Origin of the sequence: Mesorhizobium sp. M0830 (assembly GCF_040319965.1) — a bacterium.
GTDB lineage: Bacteria > Pseudomonadota > Alphaproteobacteria > Rhizobiales > Rhizobiaceae > Mesorhizobium.
Genome location: NZ_JAMYOR010000003.1, coordinates 123,090 through 139,534, shown reverse-complemented (window position 1 = coordinate 139,534; position 16,445 = coordinate 123,090). Strand labels below are relative to the sequence as shown.

Here is a 16,445-nt window from a genome sequence, read left to right as displayed (position 1 = left end):
TTTCCCGTTTTCGAGCCGGCTCTGCTACAATAGGCGGAAAATTAACAGTCACGGGATTGGATAAAGCTCTTGGTTGAGAATCCTCGGGATGCTGCCCGCGCGCGCGCCGACCTGCGTTTCAAGAAGCAGGAAGAGGCAGTAACCGTGCGCCAGAAGGCGATGGCCGAATACGTCGCCGAGAGCGACGCCCGCCAGGCCAAGACCAACAAGCTGCGGGCGCTCCGTCTTGCCAAGGAAGCGGAAGATCTTGCCAATGCACCGGCGGCGCCCGTCAAGAAACCGGCCCGCGCCAAGAAAAAATAGCAGCCGCGCCCGGAACCCCAAACGCTACGCCAGTCCGGATGGTGTCGGTGAAAGCCGCTTCCCTCCCGCCTTTTTTGCGCGAAGCAATTTCAACCGAAACGGGGATGTTATCTCGCCCGCTGACGTTCAATGATCGACGCGTTTCAAACTGGAGACTGCCATGACCGCACTGCCGCTCGAAAAAGCCAGGCAAATCATCGACGCCGCCTTTGCCAAAGGCGCCGATCTCAAGCTCAAGCCGCTCGGCGTCTCGGTGCTTGATGCCGGCGGACATCTGGTCGCCTTCCAACGCCAGGACGGCGCCTCGTTTCTGCGCCCGCAAATGTCGGCCGGCAAGGCTTATGGCGCGCTCGCCATCGGCATGGGCTCGCGCAAAGTCGAGGCCTTCGCCAAGGAGCGCCCGCATCTCGTCGCCGGCATCTCGGACGTCTCGGGCGGGCGCGTGCTGCCGGTCGTGGGCGGCGTGCTGATCCGCGACAAGGCCGGTGCCATCATCGGCGCCGTCGGCATTTCCGGCGACACGTCGGACAATGACGAGGCCGCGGCGATCGCCGGCATCGAGGCAGCCGGTTTCACCGCCGATCCGGGCTGAGCAGCCTTCGACATTGAGGCGAGGCTGTGTTGAGATTCAGGTCAGGCCGGCATTACCCGAATGTCAATGCGGCCTAATTCAAATTGATGTCCCGGCTCGCCGACCGCATCGACACCGCGAATCCGGCCAGCACATCGAACAGCGCGATGACCATCAGCGTGAAGAAGACGGAATGGGCGGCGCCCTTCACCAGCAGGAATTCGACCAGGAAGGCCACGAAGACCAGCGTCGACAGAAGGTGGTCCATGATCGAGGCATTGGTCGTGCGCGCCGACTTCGCCATTTCTAGGAAAAGGAAGATCAGCCCGAGCAGCACCATCAGGTCGCCCAGCGTCATCGAGAACACTCCGCCCGACATCATGCTGAAGGAGAAGACCTCGCTCGCCCACGGATCGTCACCGCTGCCGAATATTCCCAGAAGTCCGAGGTTGTAGAGCACGAAAGGCACGATCAGCAGCGGAATGGCACCGAACATCTGGCGTCTCCATGTGGGGGCAATCCCTTGTAGAATGCGCCACAGGCACGCCGTCAAGATGTTTCGGTGGCAGCGCCGAACACGGGGTCGAAGACCGCACGCAACAAGCATGTCAGCCGGTTCCCCGGCTATCCAGGCGATTGCCGCCCACACTTCGCAATGCGCGCTCCCGGCCGCCAAACGCAAAAAGGACCGGCCAGTGGCCGGTCCTTTTTTAATTCAAAACTTCGAAAAAGCTGGTCTCAGCTTTCCTTGGGCGTCAACACCTGGCGACCGCGATACATGCCGGTCTTCAGGTCGATGTGGTGCGGACGGCGCATTTCGCCGGAATTCTTGTCCTCGACATAGGTCGGGGCCTTGAGTGCGTCAGCCGAGCGGCGCATGCCGCGCTTGGACGGAGAGGTTTTTCGTTTCGGAACGGCCATGGATATGCTCCACTACATGGTCAAAAAGCCCCGCCTGCCCTCGTGAAAGGGCCATGTCGGGGCCGGAATCTGAGAAAGTCGGGTGCCTATACACGCCCTGTGCCGTTTTGGCCAGCACTGGAGCGAATTTTTTTGAGTTGGCTAGCGGAGGCAACCGACATAGGCGCCGGAGCGGCCGGCGCGCCGCTCGATCAAATTGGCAAGCCTTCTCAGGCCAGGTCCGGGTTTGGCCGGGTTGCGGGCAATCGGATTGGGCAAGGAGACGGCGAGCAGCGCGGCCTGCCGCCGCGACAGCTGTTTTGCCGAAACGCCAAAATGATGCTGTGCCGCAGCCTCGATACCGTAGATGCCCGGCCCCCATTCGGCGATGTTGAGATAGATTTCCATGATGCGCCGTTTCGACATCACGGCGTCGAAATAGACGGCCAGCGGCAGCTCGAACACTTTGCGCACCGAACCCAGCGGCCGCGACCAGAGGAAGAGGTTCTTCACCGTCTGCATGGTGATGGTCGAAGCGCCGCGCGTTGCTTCGCCGGCCAGCGCGTCGTCGACGACGCCCCGCAATTCGCCGAGATCGACACCGCGATGGAAGCAGAACTGCCCATCCTCCGACATGATGACGGAATTGGCCAGCACCGGCGCCACGTCGTCGATCGACGCCCAGCGGCGCTCATAGCCCGAGAATGTCGCCAGGTCCTTGAACATCAGCATCGAGACCGGATGCACGAACGACGGCAGGTACAGGACCGTCAGCAGCGTTGGAATAAGCGCCAGCACCGCGGCCACGGTGATACCGCGCCGGACCCAGCGTTTGAGACTGCGGCGGTTCACGCCTCGCGATCTCGTCGCCATGTCCAGCTTTTCGGTTTCATGATCGACGATCGGTTCCGCCAAGCCGCCCAACCCGTGCTCTCCCTGCCCCCGGCATAATGGCGCTTGGCTTCTTGCGCAACGTCTGAGTGTCGGCTACCGGTCCCGATCATGACGAGTGACGACGAAATGGCGTTCGAAATGGCGCTCATCAGGCGGGCAGCCGCCGTCGAGGTGCTGCTGCGGCAGTTGCTCGACGACCGCGCGCTTTCGGGCGAGATCGCCCGGCCTGAGCGCTTGATGGCGGCGATGCGCCACGGCGTGCTGAATGGTGGCAAGCGCTTGCGCCCTTTCCTGGTGATGGAAAGTGCGGCACTTTTTTCCGCTGACGGCGAGGCGGCACTGCGCGTCGCTGCAGCGCTTGAATGCGTGCATTGCTATTCGCTGATCCACGACGATCTGCCGGCCATGGACGACGATGATCTGCGGCGTGGCCAGCCGACGGTGCACAAGGCCTTCGACGAGGCCACCGCCATCCTGGCTGGCGACGCCTTGCTGACGCTTGCCTTCGACATCATCGCCAGCGAGGCGACCGCTCTGCCGGCGGAGCGGCGGATAGCACTGGTGCTCGCGCTGGCCCGCGGGGCCGGGGCTGGCGGCATGGTCGGTGGCCAGAAGCTCGACCTCGAAGCTGAACAGACGCCGCCGGACGAGGCCGGCATCATCCGGCTGCAGGCGATGAAGACCGGCGCGCTGATCCGCTTTGCCTGCGAGGCCGGCGCACTCATTGCCGGCGCTCCCGCCGAGGACTGTGAGCGGCTGGCCGAATTCGGCTCCGCGATCGGACTTGCCTTCCAGCTCGCCGACGACTTGCTCGACCTGACCGCCGATGCCAGCCAGATGGGCAAGGCGACCGGCAAGGACGCCGCCGCCGGCAAGGCGACGCTGGTGGCGCTGCACGGTGCGAATTGGGCACGCAGCCAGCTTCACGGCCTCGTCGAACAGGCCCATGCACTGCTTGAGCCCTATGGCGACGGCGCCAAGCTCCTGAGGGAAGCAGCGACGTTCGTGGCGGCTCGGAACAGCTGAGGTTTGGTCAAACCAGGACATCGGGCCGATTTAGGCCGCTCGTCCTCCGCCACCCCATTCAGAAATAGAGCTTGAGCGGAAGCCTGCCAAAGCAGAGGATCGGTACGGCTTTGCCATCCACACGGCCACGACGCGGTGCGGACACAGTTGGAGAGATGCCATGTCGACAACCGACACGCTGTTCGCCGGTTCCATTCCCGAAGTCTACGACCGGGCAATGGTGCCGCTGATCTTCGAGCCCTATGCTCGGGATCTGGCGGAGCGGGTGGCCAAGCTCGAACCACAATCGGTGCTCGAAGTGGCGGCAGGCACCGGTGTGGTGACACGTGCACTCGCAGCAAAGCTGCCGGCGCCGACACGCATAATTGCGACCGACCTTAACCAGCCCATGCTCGACCACGCGCGCACGCGGATGGCGGACGATCCTCGTATCACCTGGCAACAGGCCGACGCCCAGGCGCTGCCCTTCGAGAACGCATGGTTCGACGCCGTGGTCTGCCAATTTGGCGCGATGTTCTTCCCCGATCGGGTGGCCGCCTATGGACAAGCCCGGCGGGTGATGCGGCCGGGCGGGCATTTCGTGTTCAACGTCTGGAGCGCCATCGAAGAGAACGAGTTCGCCGAAGAAGTGACGCGAGCGCTCGGCACTCTCTTCCCCGCCGATCCGCCTCGCTTCTTGGCGAGAACGCCGCACGGCTATCACAATGCGGACGCCATCCGCGCCGACGTGCATGCGGCAGGCTTCCACGATGTCAGCATCGAGGCTCTGGGTGCCGTGAGTGCCGCTCCGTCGCCGCATGACGCGGCCGCGGCCTATTGCCAGGGCACACTTCTGCGTGCCGAGATCGAGGCGCGCGGCGGCTCGCTGGAGGAGGCGACGCGACACGTTGCAAATGCCATGGGGAAACGGTTCGGGGAAGGTCCGGTGAGTGGCCGCATCCACGCCCTCGTCGTGACGGCAGCCTGATGCATGTCGCTCAAAAGTCTGCTCGGTTTTGGGAGAACGACATGCATCAAAACGAAGACCTGAAGCGGATCGTCTGAATCCGTCCAGACGCGACAGGCTTTCGTTGCGCAAGGATTGTCAGGTCAAAGCTGTCATCCATCCGGCTGTTCGCGTGGCTCGGCTATCCACACGAAATTTTAATGTAAATGAAGCGTAATCCCGACCATTAAAATGGTGCGTATGTGTTGGGGTCGCGCATGCCGGAATATTCGTCCTTCATCCGGTCAGTCCGGATTCGCTATATTTCAGGGTTGCTGATCTTCGCGCTGGCTTCCGTGGCAATCGTGGTTGCGCTTGATCGTGTCAATTCCTTTCGCCGTGACATCGATGCGCTGAGCAGCAACCTCGTCGTCTTCACCCGCGACCTGCGCAACGCGACCAGCTTTGCCGAGACGACCGGCACCGCCTGGCGGGCGGAGACACGCGATGCGCTGACCTCATCGGCGCGCGGCCATTCGGAACGCCTGACCGGCGAGATCGAGTCGCTGACCGCGCAGCTTGCGGCGATCAAGCCGCGGCTGTCGACCAAGACTGCCAACGAGCTCCAATCGGCTTCCGTCAATGGCGATCTGTTCTGGTCGCCGCGCGACATGGTGCGCAACTTCAACCTGATGTCGGTGGCGCAGAAAGTCGATGAGTGGAGCTATCGCGAAATCCGCAACCAGAACGACCTGTTCGCCCAGCCCATGCTGGTCCGCGTCCGCACCGCCATGGATGATGAGCGCCATCTGGCGGACGCCTCCAGCGACAGGGTGCTGCTGTGGGCAAGCGCCATCCTGTTCGCGGCCCTTGCCATCGTCGCCTTCTGGATTTTTCGCCCGATGGAAGTGGCAATCCGCCGCGCCTTTGCCGAATCCGCAGAATCCCTGTTCAAGGCCGAGGCCGCCGACCGCGCCAAGTCGGAATTCCTGGCCAATATGAGCCATGAAATCCGTACGCCGATGAACGGTGTGCTCGGTATGGCAGAACTGCTGGCCAAGACCGATCTGACCGCGCGCCAAAAGACCTTCACCGACGTCATCGTCAAATCCGGCAATGCACTGCTCACCATCATCAACGATATCCTCGATTTCTCGAAGATCAATGCCGGGCAACTCACCCTCGACCCCGCTCCCTTCCGTCTCTCCGAAGCGGTCGAGGATGTGGCGACGCTGGTATCGGCGCGCGTCGCCGAAAAGAACCTCGAATTGATCGTGCGTGTCGACCCGCGGCTGCCGGCCCATGTCGTCGGCGACGCCGGCCGGTTTCGGCAGATCGTCACAAACCTGCTCGGCAACGCGGTGAAGTTCACCGAAAAGGGTCACGTGCTGATCGATGTCGGCGGCGAGATCGTCAACGACGTGGTCCAGCTTAAGGTTCGCGTCGAGGACACCGGCATCGGCATACCAGCCGAGAAACTGCAGAACGTGTTCGAAAAATTCGCCCAGGTCGACGGTTCGTCGACCCGCCGCCACGAGGGGACCGGCCTCGGCCTTGCCATCGCCGCCCGCCTCGTCGACCTGATGGCAGGCAAGATCGGCGTCGAGAGCGAGATCGGCCGCGGCTCGGTGTTCTGGTTCGCGGTGCCGCTGCCGGCGCATCAGGCCGCAGCTCGCGACGAGATCGTACCGGTCGACGTCACCGGCGCGCGTGTGCTGGTCATCGATGACAATCCGGTCAACCGCGAAATCCTGCTCGAGCAGCTCAGAAGCTGGAGCTTCGATTGTGCCGCCGCCGAAAGCGGCGCCGTAGGCCTGGCCTTCCTCGATCGCGCCTTTCAGCTGGGTGCCGCCGTCGATTGCATCATCCTCGACTACCAGATGCCGGCCATGAACGGCGCCGACGTCGCCAGAGCCATTGCCTCCGACAGCAGGCTGTCCTCCATCCCGGTGGTGTTGCTGACCTCGGTCGACCAAGTCGATTTCGGCAAGATGATCATCGACTTCGGCATCGCCGCGCACCTGACCAAGCCGGCCCGCTCCGCGGTCCTGCTCGGCACCGTTATCTCGGTCGTCCAGAGGGCCCGCTCGCAGGTCGGCAAGGCGCAGTTCGTCCGCGAACCGATCGTGCCGGCTCCCCCGGCGACACCACCTGCCTTCACTGTCATCCGCGGCCCGGCGATGCCGGTAGCGGTGGTGCCGGAATCGGCAACGCCGAACGGACCGATCGACATCCTCATTGCCGAGGACAACGACGTGAACCAGTTGGTGTTCGGCCAAATCCTCAACGGCCTTGGGCTCAGCTACCGCATCGCCGGCAACGGCCGCACGGCGGTGGAGATGTATCGGGCGCTACGCCCCAAGCTGATCCTGATGGACGTCTCGATGCCGGAAATGAACGGCTATGAAGCAACCCGCGCCATCCGGACGATAGAGGTGTCGACGGGCACCCACATACCGATCATCGGCGTCACCGCGCATGCGCTGAAGGGCGATCGCGACAAGTGCATCGAAGCCGGAATGGACGACTATCTGCCGAAGCCGGTTTCACCCGACCGCCTCGGCACCAAGATCGGCACCTGGCTCAGCGAGACGGTGGCAGCAAAGATTGCTTGAGGCAGGCCTTGGTGCTGGCTTGCAGGATCAACGCAGCCGGCCGACTGGGATGATTTCCGGCGATGTCGCAACATAAGGATCTCCCTGCCAACTGCCGAGCCGTTGCTCAGTCGAATGGGCGCGCGACGAGAGCTCGAAATAAATTCGTCGCATTTGTCGCTACCGGTTGCGAACCACCACGCACGCCCCGCCGATGCTTTGCAATTTCTGGCAGATGACATTGGCGGCCGAACGGTCATCGACACCGATCCTGACCGCGTAGATGCCGCGCCGGCCGATCGGGGTGCGCACCCGGCTGACCACCGGATCATGCCCGCTGAGCAGGGCCGGGAACCGGCTTCTTACCCGCAGCCACTGGTTGATCGCGGCACTGCGGCGGAAGTTGCCGGCCACCTGGATGCCCCACGGTTTTATGTTGATCGAGGCCATCGCCACCGTCTGCGACATGATCACCGGTAGCCTACGGCAGGCGTAGTCAAAGTCCGCCTTTGCGTCGAGCGGCTCGATCTTTCCGGCATAGGCCCGGTCGGTGAACTTGTCGGCCGGCTCGCCCATGATGTCGAAGACATAGCTTTCGGTCTCCATCGGCAGGAAGCCGCCGGAGCTGAGCCAGCGCGACACCCGGCTTTCGCCGGCATTGTAGGCGGCAGCCGCCAGCCCGAGATTGCCGTAGCCGGTTTTCATTTCGGCGAGATATTTCGCCGATGCCGGGATCGCCTGGTTGATGTCGAAGGAATTGGCCAGCCCGCGCATCTTGGCGGTGCCCGGCATGAACTGGGCGATGCCTTCGGCGCCAACCGGGCTGACGGCGTTGGGATCGAAACGGCTTTCTTTCCAGATCAGCCGGGCGAAGAAATCCCTGGGCAGACCATTCTGGTCGGCATGCGCCTGGATCAGGTTGCAGACCTCGCCTATCAGCCGTTGCTTGGCCGATTGCGGCGGATCCGCCTGAACCAGCGTCGACCAACCCAAGGCGCAAAGCAGAACCAACGTAGCCCCGAGGAAACGCTGCATCGAGCGCTGAGCCCGTGCCGAAAGTCGCTCCGGGGAGCTAGGTGATGGTGGCTTCGGGGTCGCCCCGGCGACGCGCGCAGCGGACATTTGGTCCGTGAGCACCGGAAGCGCAGCAGACGCCTTCAGGTGGCCGCCGGAGTAGAGTTTCGGCATGGGCTCACTCGGCCGCGGCCTTGCCGCGGCCGAACCGTTGCTCGATATAGTCGGCGACCATTTTCTCGAAATCCGCCGCGATCGAGGGCCCGCGCAGCGTAGCCGCCTTCTTGCCGTCGATGAAGACAGGCGCTGTCGGCGTCTCGCCAGTGCCGGGCAGCGAAATGCCGATGTCGGCATGCTTGGATTCGCCCGGACCGTTGACGATGCAGCCCATCACCGCGACCTTGAGGTTCTCGACGCCGGGATATTTTTCGCGCCACACCGGCATGTTTTTCCGCAGATCCGCCTGTATGGTCTGGGCGAGTTCCTGGAACACGGTGGAGGTCGTGCGGCCGCAGCCGGGGCAAGCGGCGACGATCGGCACGAACTGCCTGAACCCCATGGTCTGCAGCAATTCCTGCGACACCTGCACCTCGCGTGTGCGGTCGCCGTTCGGCTCCGGCGTCAGCGAGATGCGGATGGTATCCCCGATGCCTTGCTGGAGCAGGATGCCCATGGCAGCCGACGAAGCCACGATGCCTTTCGAGCCCATGCCTGCCTCGGTGAGGCCGAGATGCAGCGCATGGTTGGAGCGGGTGGCGAGCTCGGTATAGACGGCGATCAGGTCCTGCACGCCGCTGACCTTGGCCGACAGGATGATTTTCTCGCGGCCAAGGCCGATCTCTTCCGCCAACTCGGCCGACAGGATCGCCGATTGCACGATCGCCTCGCGAGTCACTTCCTGCGCCGTCAGCGGAAACCCCTTGTCCTGGTTCTCATCCATCAGCCGGGTCAGCAGTTCCTGATCGAGCGACCCCCAGTTGACGCCGATGCGCACCGGCTTGTCGTGTCTGATCGCCATCTCGACGATCGCCCCGAATTGCCGGTCCTTCTTGTCCTTGAATCCGACATTGCCCGGGTTGATGCGATATTTGGCCAGCGTTTCGGCGCAGGCCGGATGGTCTGCCAAAAGCTTGTGGCCGATATAGTGGAAATCGCCGACCAGCGGCACGTCGATGCCAAGCCGCTGAAGCCGCTCATGAATGCGCGGCACTGCGGCGGCGCTCTCGTCGCGATCGACGGTGATGCGCACGATCTCGGAGCCCGCCCGGTGAAGTGCTGCAACTTGCGCAACTGTCCGGTCGATATCGGCCGTATCGGTATTGGTCATCGACTGCACGACAATGGGCGCTCCGCCGCCGACGACCACGCCGCCGACATCGACGCCGACCGAGGTGCGGCGAGGGAAAGGAGAGGAAAAATATCCGGTCATGCCGGCCAGCCTTTTGTCTCTGGAGCGCCTTACGTCCCCTTGGACCCACACAGAGGCGCCCGGGGCGATGCGCTAAAGTCCGGGCATGAGGTGGATGAGCAAAGATGGCTTGTCAATGGCGACAGGTCGCCACTGGCCGGAATCGGCCCGCCGCCAAGGACCAGAAACAATCGATGATCTGGCGAAATCCGGCGACGGCCGAAGCGGAAATTAAGCCGGGTGGAAATCCGGCTCAGGCTGATGGCCCAGTGCCGGAAATCAAAACCTCCCAGGCCGGCGGAAGGCACCCGCCGGGAAAAGAAGCCGCGGACGGTGAGCGGCTATGTCAGGAGGGCATCAATGCGTGGTCGGTTTCCCTCTGAGTTTTTCAATCTCGTCCTTGAGTGCCAACTTGCGTCGCTTGAGATTCACGATTTCGAGGTCATCGACCGATGGATGGTTCATCGCGTCATCGATTTCACGTTCGATGTCGCCGTGTTTCCGCTGCAACTCATCAAGATGGGATGCAAGAGACATGATTGGTTCTCCCTTTCATGGTTTCCTCGATTGCAGCCGTCATGGCGCGTCCACCGCAGGTTCGCTTCTGTGACGGCATGATGACAGTGTGTCACCTTCCGGCAGCGATGTCGAATGATCCGTGGTAGCATTCCACGACAATGTGAAATGTGATATGGGCTGCGCGCCGGTTGCAAAATCCCACCGGCCCCGCCCAATCAGGCCCATTTTTGGGCGCCGCAGACGTGCAGACGGTAGATAATGTCCGATCAGGAACAGGCTGATATCCGGCTCGAATATTCCCGGCTGAAGCAGGAGCACGCCGATTTCGATGCGGCCATCAACGCGATGATCGCCATGGCCTGCGATCCACTGCAGATCCAGCGCATGAAGAAGAAAAAGCTGTTCCTCAAGGACCGGCTGATGGCGCTGGAAGACAAGATCATTCCCGACATCATTGCCTGAAGGGCGCGTACGCTTTCGAGCGCCTATCCGGCGGTCGAAAGTCTCGCAGCACGATCACGCAGCAGGCCGATGAGCTCGCCGGTCCGCTCCTCGGACGTGTCGATGGGGACCACCAGGCACATCGTCGCCTCGACCTTGCCCGGCGCCGAAAAGACCGGCGCGGCAAGGCATTTCGTATAGGCATCGACCAGGCCCGAGGTGACGCAATAGCCGGCGACTCGCGCCTTCGCGATGTCAGTGACAAAATCGTCAAGCCGCAGTTTGCGACCGTCGGGCAGCACGAGATCGTCGTCCGACACCATGGCTTCGATTTCAGCCCTGTCCAACCCCGCCAGAAGCAGTCGCCCCGAGGCCGTCCAGGGCAGCGGTATCTGCAGGCCGGTGGCAGAGCTGATGCGAAAAGGCCTGGTGCCTGGGCTCGCGTGGACGATCGTGTAGCGACCGCTCTGCAGCATGCACAGTTCGGACGTCTCGCCGGTCTCGCGCGATAGATTGTCGACCTCCTGACGCCCTCGTCTGAGGAGGTCGTTGCCCCGCACATAGTCCATTCCATAGAGATAGAGCTTCTTGCCGAAATAGACGCGATTGCCGTCGCTTTCCAATTCCAGCAGGCCCGCATCGACCAGCGACCGCACCAGCGTATAGGTCGTCGAACGGGGTGCATTCACCCCTTTGGCAAGGTCGCCAATGCCGATCGCCCGCTGGGTCGTGTGAAGAAACTCCAGAATCTCGAGCACCCGGTTGAGTCCCTTTTCACGGGAGCCCGAGATTTTCTCGTCGGCTGAAATCGCGGAGGTATTGCCATCTTGCATTGTCGATTCCCGGTGTTAATATCTGTCTTGTACAGGATACACTCGTCTCTTGTAAGAGACAAAATCACCGGACGTGTGTCTTGCCTGTGCACAAGGGGAACACAACACGAAAGGAGGTCGCCGTGAACGACACATCCGGAAGACGTGATTTTCTGAAACTTGGAATGGCAGGGCTGGCCACGGCTGGCGTGCTGGCAACCGTCGATGCCCAGAAAGCCGCTGCCCAGGCAGCGTCCGACAGCCTGCTGCGCACCGTGCTCGATCGCGGCAAGCTGATCGTCGGTACCGGCAGCACCAACGCACCCTGGCACTTCGAGAACGATGCCGGCGAATTGGTCGGCATGGACATCACCATGGGGCGCATTCTCGCCAAGGGCCTTTTCGACGATCCGACCAAGGTCGAATTCGTCATGCAGGATCCGGCACAGCGCATCCCCAACGTGACCACCAACAAGGTCGACATCACCATCCAGTTCATGACCATGAGCGCCCAGCGCTCGCAGCTGGTCAATTTTTCCCGGCCTTACTATGTCGAGGGCGTTGCCTTGCTGAGCCTGCCGACCGCCGAGAACAAGACTTTCGACAAGCTGCTTGCCGGCGGCGCCGCAACGCGCATCTCCATCCTGCAGAATGTCGATGCCGAAGCGCAGGTGCATTCGGTGCTGCCCGAGTGTCAGGTCATGCAGATCGATACCCAGGCCAACGTGCTGCAGGCGCTGGAATCGAAACGCGTCGACGCCGCGGCCGTCGATCTGTCCACGGTGCGCTGGCTCGCCTCGCGCAATCCGGACAAATATTTCGATGCGGGCAAGAGCTGGCTGAGCATGCTTTATGGCGCGGCTCTGCGGCAAGGCGACCTTGACTGGCTGACTTTCGTCAACTCAACTTTCACAATCGCCATGTTCGGCCACGAAAATGCCCTCTACGACGCCGCGTTCAAGGACTATTTCGGACAGGAGCCTCCGGCGCGCCATCCGGGCTTCCCAGCCATTTGACCAGCATCAGGCGGGAGGGCGTATCCAGCGCCCTTCCGCCTCCCTAGAGCAATTCCAGGAAAAGTGTGAAACGGTTTTCCGTCCGGAATTGCGTCAAAACAGAGTTAGAGCGGTTTGCCGTTTCCGTGAAACGGTGAACTGCTCTAAGGCCTGCGGCAACCGAGGCGGACGCATGGGCTACGCCCTCAACTTCAATCTGATCTGGCGGCATTTCGACAAGCTGTGGAGCGGCCTGCTGCTCAGTCTCGAACTCGCCGTCATCTCGATCGCCATCGGCATCGTCATCGGCCTAGTCCTGGCGGTCTGGTACGTCTCGGCCGGGCGCGTGGTGCGCACCATCATCGCCGCCTATGTCGAATTCATCCGCAACGTGCCGCTGATCCTGCTCGTCTATCTCGTCTTCTACGGCCTGCCGACGGTGGTCGATCTCGCCTACAGCGCGCCGACCTCATTTGTCGTCACGCTCTCGCTCTACAGCGGCGCATATCTGGTCGAGGTGTTCCGTTCCGGGCTCGAGGCGGTTCCGCGCGGACAGCTGGACGCCGGCAAGGCGATCGGCCTGACGCCGTGGCAAAGGCTGCTCAACGTGCGCCTGCCGACGATGCTGCGCATCACGCTGCCGGCATTGTCCAACACCTTCATATCGCTGTTCAAGGACACGTCCGTCGCCTCGGTCATCTCGGTGCCGGAACTGACCTATGGCGCCCAGTGGATCAACTTCAACACGTTCCGGATCGTCGAGGTCTATCTCGTCGTGACGGCGATGTACCTGCTTACCGGCTACATACTGCTTTTTGCGCTTCGGCTTGTCGAACGCCGGTTCAGGGCGGCGCGCTGACATGCTGACCCAAATCGCCTATGCCTTGCCTTTCCTCGCCCAGGGCTTTGCCCTGACACTATGGGTATCCTTGCTTGTCGTGGTGTTCTCCCTGATCGCTGGCGTGATCATGGGCGTCGGTCTCGTCTATGGCCCCATGCCACTGCAATGGGCGGTGCGCATCTTCAGCGATACCATTCGCGGCATACCAATCCTGGTGCTCATCTTCTTTGTCTATTATGGCCTGCCGGCCGTCGGGCTTCATCTGCCGTCCTTCTGGGCCGCCGTGCTCGCGCTGACCTTGTTCAAGACCGCGCAGGTCGTCGAATATCTCAGGGGTGCGGTCGGATCCATTCCGAAGGGACAGTCCGAGGCGGCAATGGCGATTGGACTGACCTTTCGCCAGCGCCTCACCTACGTCATCTTCCCGCAGGCGTTCAGGCGTTTCCTGCCGCCCTGGATCAATGGCGTCACCGACGCGGTCAAGGGCAGCGCGCTGGTGTCGCTGCTCGGCATCACCGATCTGATGCAGGCCATAAACCAGGTCATCGGCCGCACCTATGAGGCGATGCCGCTCTACCTCCTCGGCGCGCTCATCTATTTCGCGGTCAATTATGCCCTCTCGCTGGCCAGCCGCCGGCTCGAGCGGCGTTTCTCCTTCATTCGGGATTAGCAATGTCCACAGGCTCGAACGACACCCCGGCGCTTCTCGACATCCGCGACGTTTCCAAAGCCTTTGGAACCGTCCAGGTTCTGCGTTCGGTCAGCCTGCAGGTGGCGCGCGGCGAAGTGGTGACGGTCATCGGCCCCTCGGGCAGCGGCAAGACCACACTGCTGCGCTGCGTCAACTTCCTCGAAAGCTACGACAGCGGCTCGATTCGCATCGATGGCAAAGAGGTCGGCTTTCGCGAAGCCGGAGCCCGCCAGCGCCGCAGCGAACGCGATCTGGCCGCCATGCGGGCCGAGACCGGCATGGTGTTCCAGAGCTTCAACCTCTTTCCGCATCTGACAGCCGCCGGCAACATCATGCTTGGTCTAACCAAGGTGCGCGGCAAGAGCAGTGCGGCGGCCCGCACGATCGCCGAACACTGGCTCGGCCGGGTCGGCCTCGCCCACAAGGCCGACAGTCTGCCCGCCGAACTGTCCGGCGGCCAGCAGCAGCGTGTCGGCATCGCTCGCGCCGTAGCCATGGGGCCGAAGATCCTGCTTCTCGACGAGATAACCTCCGCGCTCGACCCGGAGCTGGTCGGCGAAGTGCTCGAGGTCGTGCGCAGCCTGGCCGAGGACGGCATGACAATGGTGATGGTCACGCACGAAATGGCCTTTGCCCGCGATGCCTCGAGCCGCATCGTCTTCATGGCTGACGGCGGCGTTAGCGCGGCGGGTCCGCCCGCCGAAATCCTGGCGGCGGACACTGACAATGAGCGCCTGCGCACCTTCCTGGCACGTTTCCGCGCCTCGCAATTCTAAACGGGACAGCGAGCGCTGTCGCAAGGAGCCTTCTTTCATGACGCCTTATATCCGGCTCGCCGCGTTGGGCCTGACGCTGCCGGAGCCGCCGACCCCGATCGCCAATTTCGTCACCCATGCCGAAAGCGGCCGGCTGATCTTCCTGTCCGGCCAGGGGCCGCTGCGGACCGACGGCACGCTGTTCACCGGCAAGGTGGGCGATGATGTCACCGTCGAAGAGGCCTATGGCCATGCCCGCCTCACCGGCCTTAACCTGCTGGCCGTCATGCACGCAGCCACTGGCGATCTTGGCCGGATCGTGCGCATCGTCAAGCTGCTCGGCTTCGTCAACGCGATACCGACCTTCAGCGACCACCCGAAGGTGGTCAATGGATGTTCCGATCTGTTCGCCGATGTGTTCGACACCATCGGCGGCCATGCCCGCTCGGCGATCGGCGTCGGCTCCTTGCCTGGGAACATCACCGTCGAAATCGAGGCGGTCGTCGAGATCGCCGCCTGACCCGTTAGAAATGGAATCCTAGAGATGAAAACCACTTCCACCGACGGCTCCAACACCACCATCCGCGAACGGCTCGGCCTTCGCCCGATCATCAACGTCTCCGGCACGATGACAGCGCTCGGCGCATCGATCATCGTGCCTGAAGCGATCAGCGCCATGGCGGAGATGGCCTCGCAATGGGTGGAGATGGACGATCTGCAGCGTGCCGCAAGCACGATCGTTGCGCGCCTCACCGGCGGCGAGGCCGGTTTCATCACCGCTTGTTGCGCCAGCGGCATCACCATGGCGATTGCCGGCGCGATGACGGGAACCAACCTGCTCGCCATCGAGCGGCTGCCGGACGACACCGAAGGGCTGAAGTCGGAGGTCATCGTCCAGCTCGGCCACATCGTTAACTACGGCGCGCCAATCGACCAGTCGGTCCGGCTGGCCGGCGCAAAGGTCGTGCCGGCCGGCACCGTCAGCGTCACGCAGGACTACCACGTGCGCGAGGCGATCAACGATCGCACGGCGGCAGGACTCTATGTCGTCGCCCACCACACCGTGCAGTACGGCATGCTGTCCCTAGAGGAATTCTGCGAGATCTGCCATGCCAGGGGCGTCCCGGTGATCGTCGATGCGGCCTCCGAATATGATCTGCGCGGCTTTCTTGCGCGCGGCGCCGACATTGTCATCTACAGCGGACATAAATTCCTGAGCGGACCGACTAGCGGCATCGTCACCGGGCGCAAGGATCTGGTTCGAGCCGCCTTTCTGCAGAACCGCGGTGTCGCGCGCGCCATGAAGGTCGGCAAGGAAAGCATCGCCGGCACCATGGCCGCACTGGAAGCCTGGGAAAAGCGCGACCATGCCGGCATCCGACGGCGCGAAGAAGCGGCACTGAACCTGTGGAAGAATGCGTTGCAGGGGCTGCCGGGCATCGTCGCGCAGATCATCCCCGACCCCACCGCCAACCCGCTGGATCGGTTGCAGATCTTTGTATTGCCCGAGAGCCGGTTCACGGCGGCCGGTCTGGCCTCCGCATTGGCTATGGGCTCGCCGCCGATCATCGTGCGCAACCATGAGGTGGAGCGCGGCCATTTCTTCCTCGACCCCTGCAATCTTCATCGCGGCGAGGCGGAGATCGTCGCAGAACGGCTGCGCGCCACGCTGACCGCGGCCGAGCGGCCCGCCAATGCCATGAAGCCTGCCCGCAAGGATTCGTCCGGTGTCTTGCGCTGGCCGGATTGAAACGCC

Annotated in this window: 19 protein-coding genes; 12 read left to right on the top strand and 7 right to left on the bottom strand. The window is 62.7% G+C overall.

Annotation, left to right across the window (positions count from 1 at the left end; genetic code table 11):
* Nucleotides 1–69 precede the first annotated feature (69 nt).
* Nucleotides 70–303, top strand: coding sequence for a hypothetical protein (locus NKI20_RS03360; protein WP_023757438.1), 234 nt, complete (start codon nucleotides 70–72; stop codon nucleotides 301–303).
* 160 nt (nucleotides 304–463) lie between these two features.
* A complete protein-coding gene (locus NKI20_RS03355; protein WP_023810947.1) occupies nucleotides 464–895 on the top strand; it encodes a GlcG/HbpS family heme-binding protein in 432 nt (143 codons plus the stop codon).
* Nucleotides 896–968: 73 nt separating this feature from the next.
* On the opposite strand, the gene NKI20_RS03350 is transcribed toward NKI20_RS03355, so the two are convergent.
* The 3 genes from NKI20_RS03350 to NKI20_RS03340 all read right to left on the bottom strand — a co-directional run bounded on the left by NKI20_RS03350 (nucleotide 969) and on the right by NKI20_RS03340 (nucleotide 2,698).
* Complete coding sequence (locus tag NKI20_RS03350; protein ID WP_023757440.1) at nucleotides 969–1,370, bottom strand: hypothetical protein; 402 nt, start codon at nucleotides 1,368–1,370, stop codon at nucleotides 969–971.
* 242 nt (nucleotides 1,371–1,612) lie between these two features.
* Nucleotides 1,613–1,795 carry a 50S ribosomal protein L32 gene (gene rpmF / locus NKI20_RS03345; RefSeq protein WP_008834724.1) on the bottom strand — a complete coding sequence of 61 codons (183 nt, stop codon included), beginning with the start codon at nucleotides 1,793–1,795 and terminating at the stop codon, nucleotides 1,613–1,615.
* Nucleotides 1,796–1,936: 141 nt separating this feature from the next.
* Nucleotides 1,937–2,698 (bottom strand): biosynthetic peptidoglycan transglycosylase, encoded by a 762-nt coding sequence (locus NKI20_RS03340; protein WP_352727567.1) that lies wholly within the window; start codon nucleotides 2,696–2,698, stop codon nucleotides 1,937–1,939.
* A 78-nt stretch (nucleotides 2,699–2,776) separates the two neighbouring features.
* Between NKI20_RS03340 and NKI20_RS03335 the strand changes: the two genes are divergently transcribed.
* The 3 genes from NKI20_RS03335 (at nucleotide 2,777) to NKI20_RS03325 (ending at nucleotide 7,234) form a co-directional block, all read left to right on the top strand.
* Nucleotides 2,777–3,694 carry a polyprenyl synthetase family protein gene (locus tag NKI20_RS03335; protein ID WP_352828297.1) on the top strand — a complete coding sequence of 306 codons (918 nt, stop codon included), beginning with the start codon at nucleotides 2,777–2,779 and terminating at the stop codon, nucleotides 3,692–3,694.
* 160 nt (nucleotides 3,695–3,854) lie between these two features.
* Nucleotides 3,855–4,661 (top strand): class I SAM-dependent methyltransferase, encoded by an 807-nt coding sequence (locus tag NKI20_RS03330; RefSeq protein WP_352828294.1) that lies wholly within the window; start codon nucleotides 3,855–3,857, stop codon nucleotides 4,659–4,661.
* Nucleotides 4,662–4,897: 236 nt separating this feature from the next.
* On the top strand, nucleotides 4,898–7,234 hold the full coding sequence (locus NKI20_RS03325) for a response regulator (RefSeq protein WP_352828291.1): 2,337 nt from the start codon (nucleotides 4,898–4,900) through the stop codon (nucleotides 7,232–7,234).
* A gap of 159 nt (nucleotides 7,235–7,393) precedes the next feature.
* On the opposite strand, the gene NKI20_RS03320 is transcribed toward NKI20_RS03325, so the two are convergent.
* The 3 genes from NKI20_RS03320 to NKI20_RS03310 form a co-directional block, all read right to left on the bottom strand.
* Nucleotides 7,394–8,248 carry a lytic transglycosylase domain-containing protein gene (locus NKI20_RS03320; protein ID WP_352828288.1) on the bottom strand — a complete coding sequence of 285 codons (855 nt, stop codon included), beginning with the start codon at nucleotides 8,246–8,248 and terminating at the stop codon, nucleotides 7,394–7,396.
* 157 nt (nucleotides 8,249–8,405) lie between these two features.
* Nucleotides 8,406–9,656, bottom strand: coding sequence for a flavodoxin-dependent (E)-4-hydroxy-3-methylbut-2-enyl-diphosphate synthase (gene ispG, locus NKI20_RS03315; protein WP_352828285.1), 1,251 nt, complete (start codon nucleotides 9,654–9,656; stop codon nucleotides 8,406–8,408).
* A 336-nt stretch (nucleotides 9,657–9,992) separates the two neighbouring features.
* Nucleotides 9,993–10,172 (bottom strand): YdcH family protein, encoded by a 180-nt coding sequence (locus NKI20_RS03310; protein WP_013529217.1) that lies wholly within the window; start codon nucleotides 10,170–10,172, stop codon nucleotides 9,993–9,995.
* Nucleotides 10,173–10,412: 240 nt separating this feature from the next.
* Here NKI20_RS03310 and NKI20_RS03305 point away from each other — a divergent pair, with 240 nt between their 5' ends.
* Nucleotides 10,413–10,616: a YdcH family protein gene (locus NKI20_RS03305; RefSeq protein WP_023757446.1), complete on the top strand. Its 204-nt coding sequence runs from the start codon at nucleotides 10,413–10,415 to the stop codon at nucleotides 10,614–10,616.
* 23 nt (nucleotides 10,617–10,639) lie between these two features.
* Here NKI20_RS03305 and NKI20_RS03300 read toward each other — a convergent pair whose 3' ends face one another.
* Nucleotides 10,640–11,428, bottom strand: a complete 789-nt coding sequence (locus tag NKI20_RS03300; RefSeq protein ID WP_352828281.1) for an IclR family transcriptional regulator — start codon at nucleotides 11,426–11,428, stop codon at nucleotides 10,640–10,642.
* A 122-nt stretch (nucleotides 11,429–11,550) separates the two neighbouring features.
* On the opposite strand from NKI20_RS03300, the gene NKI20_RS03295 reads away from it, so the two are divergent.
* From NKI20_RS03295 to NKI20_RS03270, 6 genes are all read left to right on the top strand, one after another.
* Nucleotides 11,551–12,423 (top strand): transporter substrate-binding protein, encoded by an 873-nt coding sequence (locus NKI20_RS03295; protein ID WP_292643047.1) that lies wholly within the window; start codon nucleotides 11,551–11,553, stop codon nucleotides 12,421–12,423.
* 172 nt (nucleotides 12,424–12,595) lie between these two features.
* Nucleotides 12,596–13,261: an amino acid ABC transporter permease gene (locus NKI20_RS03290; protein WP_352605823.1), complete on the top strand. Its 666-nt coding sequence runs from the start codon at nucleotides 12,596–12,598 to the stop codon at nucleotides 13,259–13,261.
* A gap of 1 nt (nucleotide 13,262) precedes the next feature.
* Nucleotides 13,263–13,913: an amino acid ABC transporter permease gene (locus tag NKI20_RS03285; RefSeq protein ID WP_352605821.1), complete on the top strand. Its 651-nt coding sequence runs from the start codon at nucleotides 13,263–13,265 to the stop codon at nucleotides 13,911–13,913.
* 2 nt (nucleotides 13,914–13,915) lie between these two features.
* Nucleotides 13,916–14,710: an amino acid ABC transporter ATP-binding protein gene (locus NKI20_RS03280; RefSeq protein ID WP_352828276.1), complete on the top strand. Its 795-nt coding sequence runs from the start codon at nucleotides 13,916–13,918 to the stop codon at nucleotides 14,708–14,710.
* A 37-nt stretch (nucleotides 14,711–14,747) separates the two neighbouring features.
* A complete protein-coding gene (locus NKI20_RS03275; protein ID WP_352605817.1) occupies nucleotides 14,748–15,209 on the top strand; it encodes a RidA family protein in 462 nt (153 codons plus the stop codon).
* 24 nt (nucleotides 15,210–15,233) lie between these two features.
* Nucleotides 15,234–16,439, top strand: a complete 1,206-nt coding sequence (locus NKI20_RS03270; protein WP_352828273.1) for an aminotransferase class V-fold PLP-dependent enzyme — start codon at nucleotides 15,234–15,236, stop codon at nucleotides 16,437–16,439.
* Nucleotides 16,440–16,445: the final 6 nt, after the last annotated feature.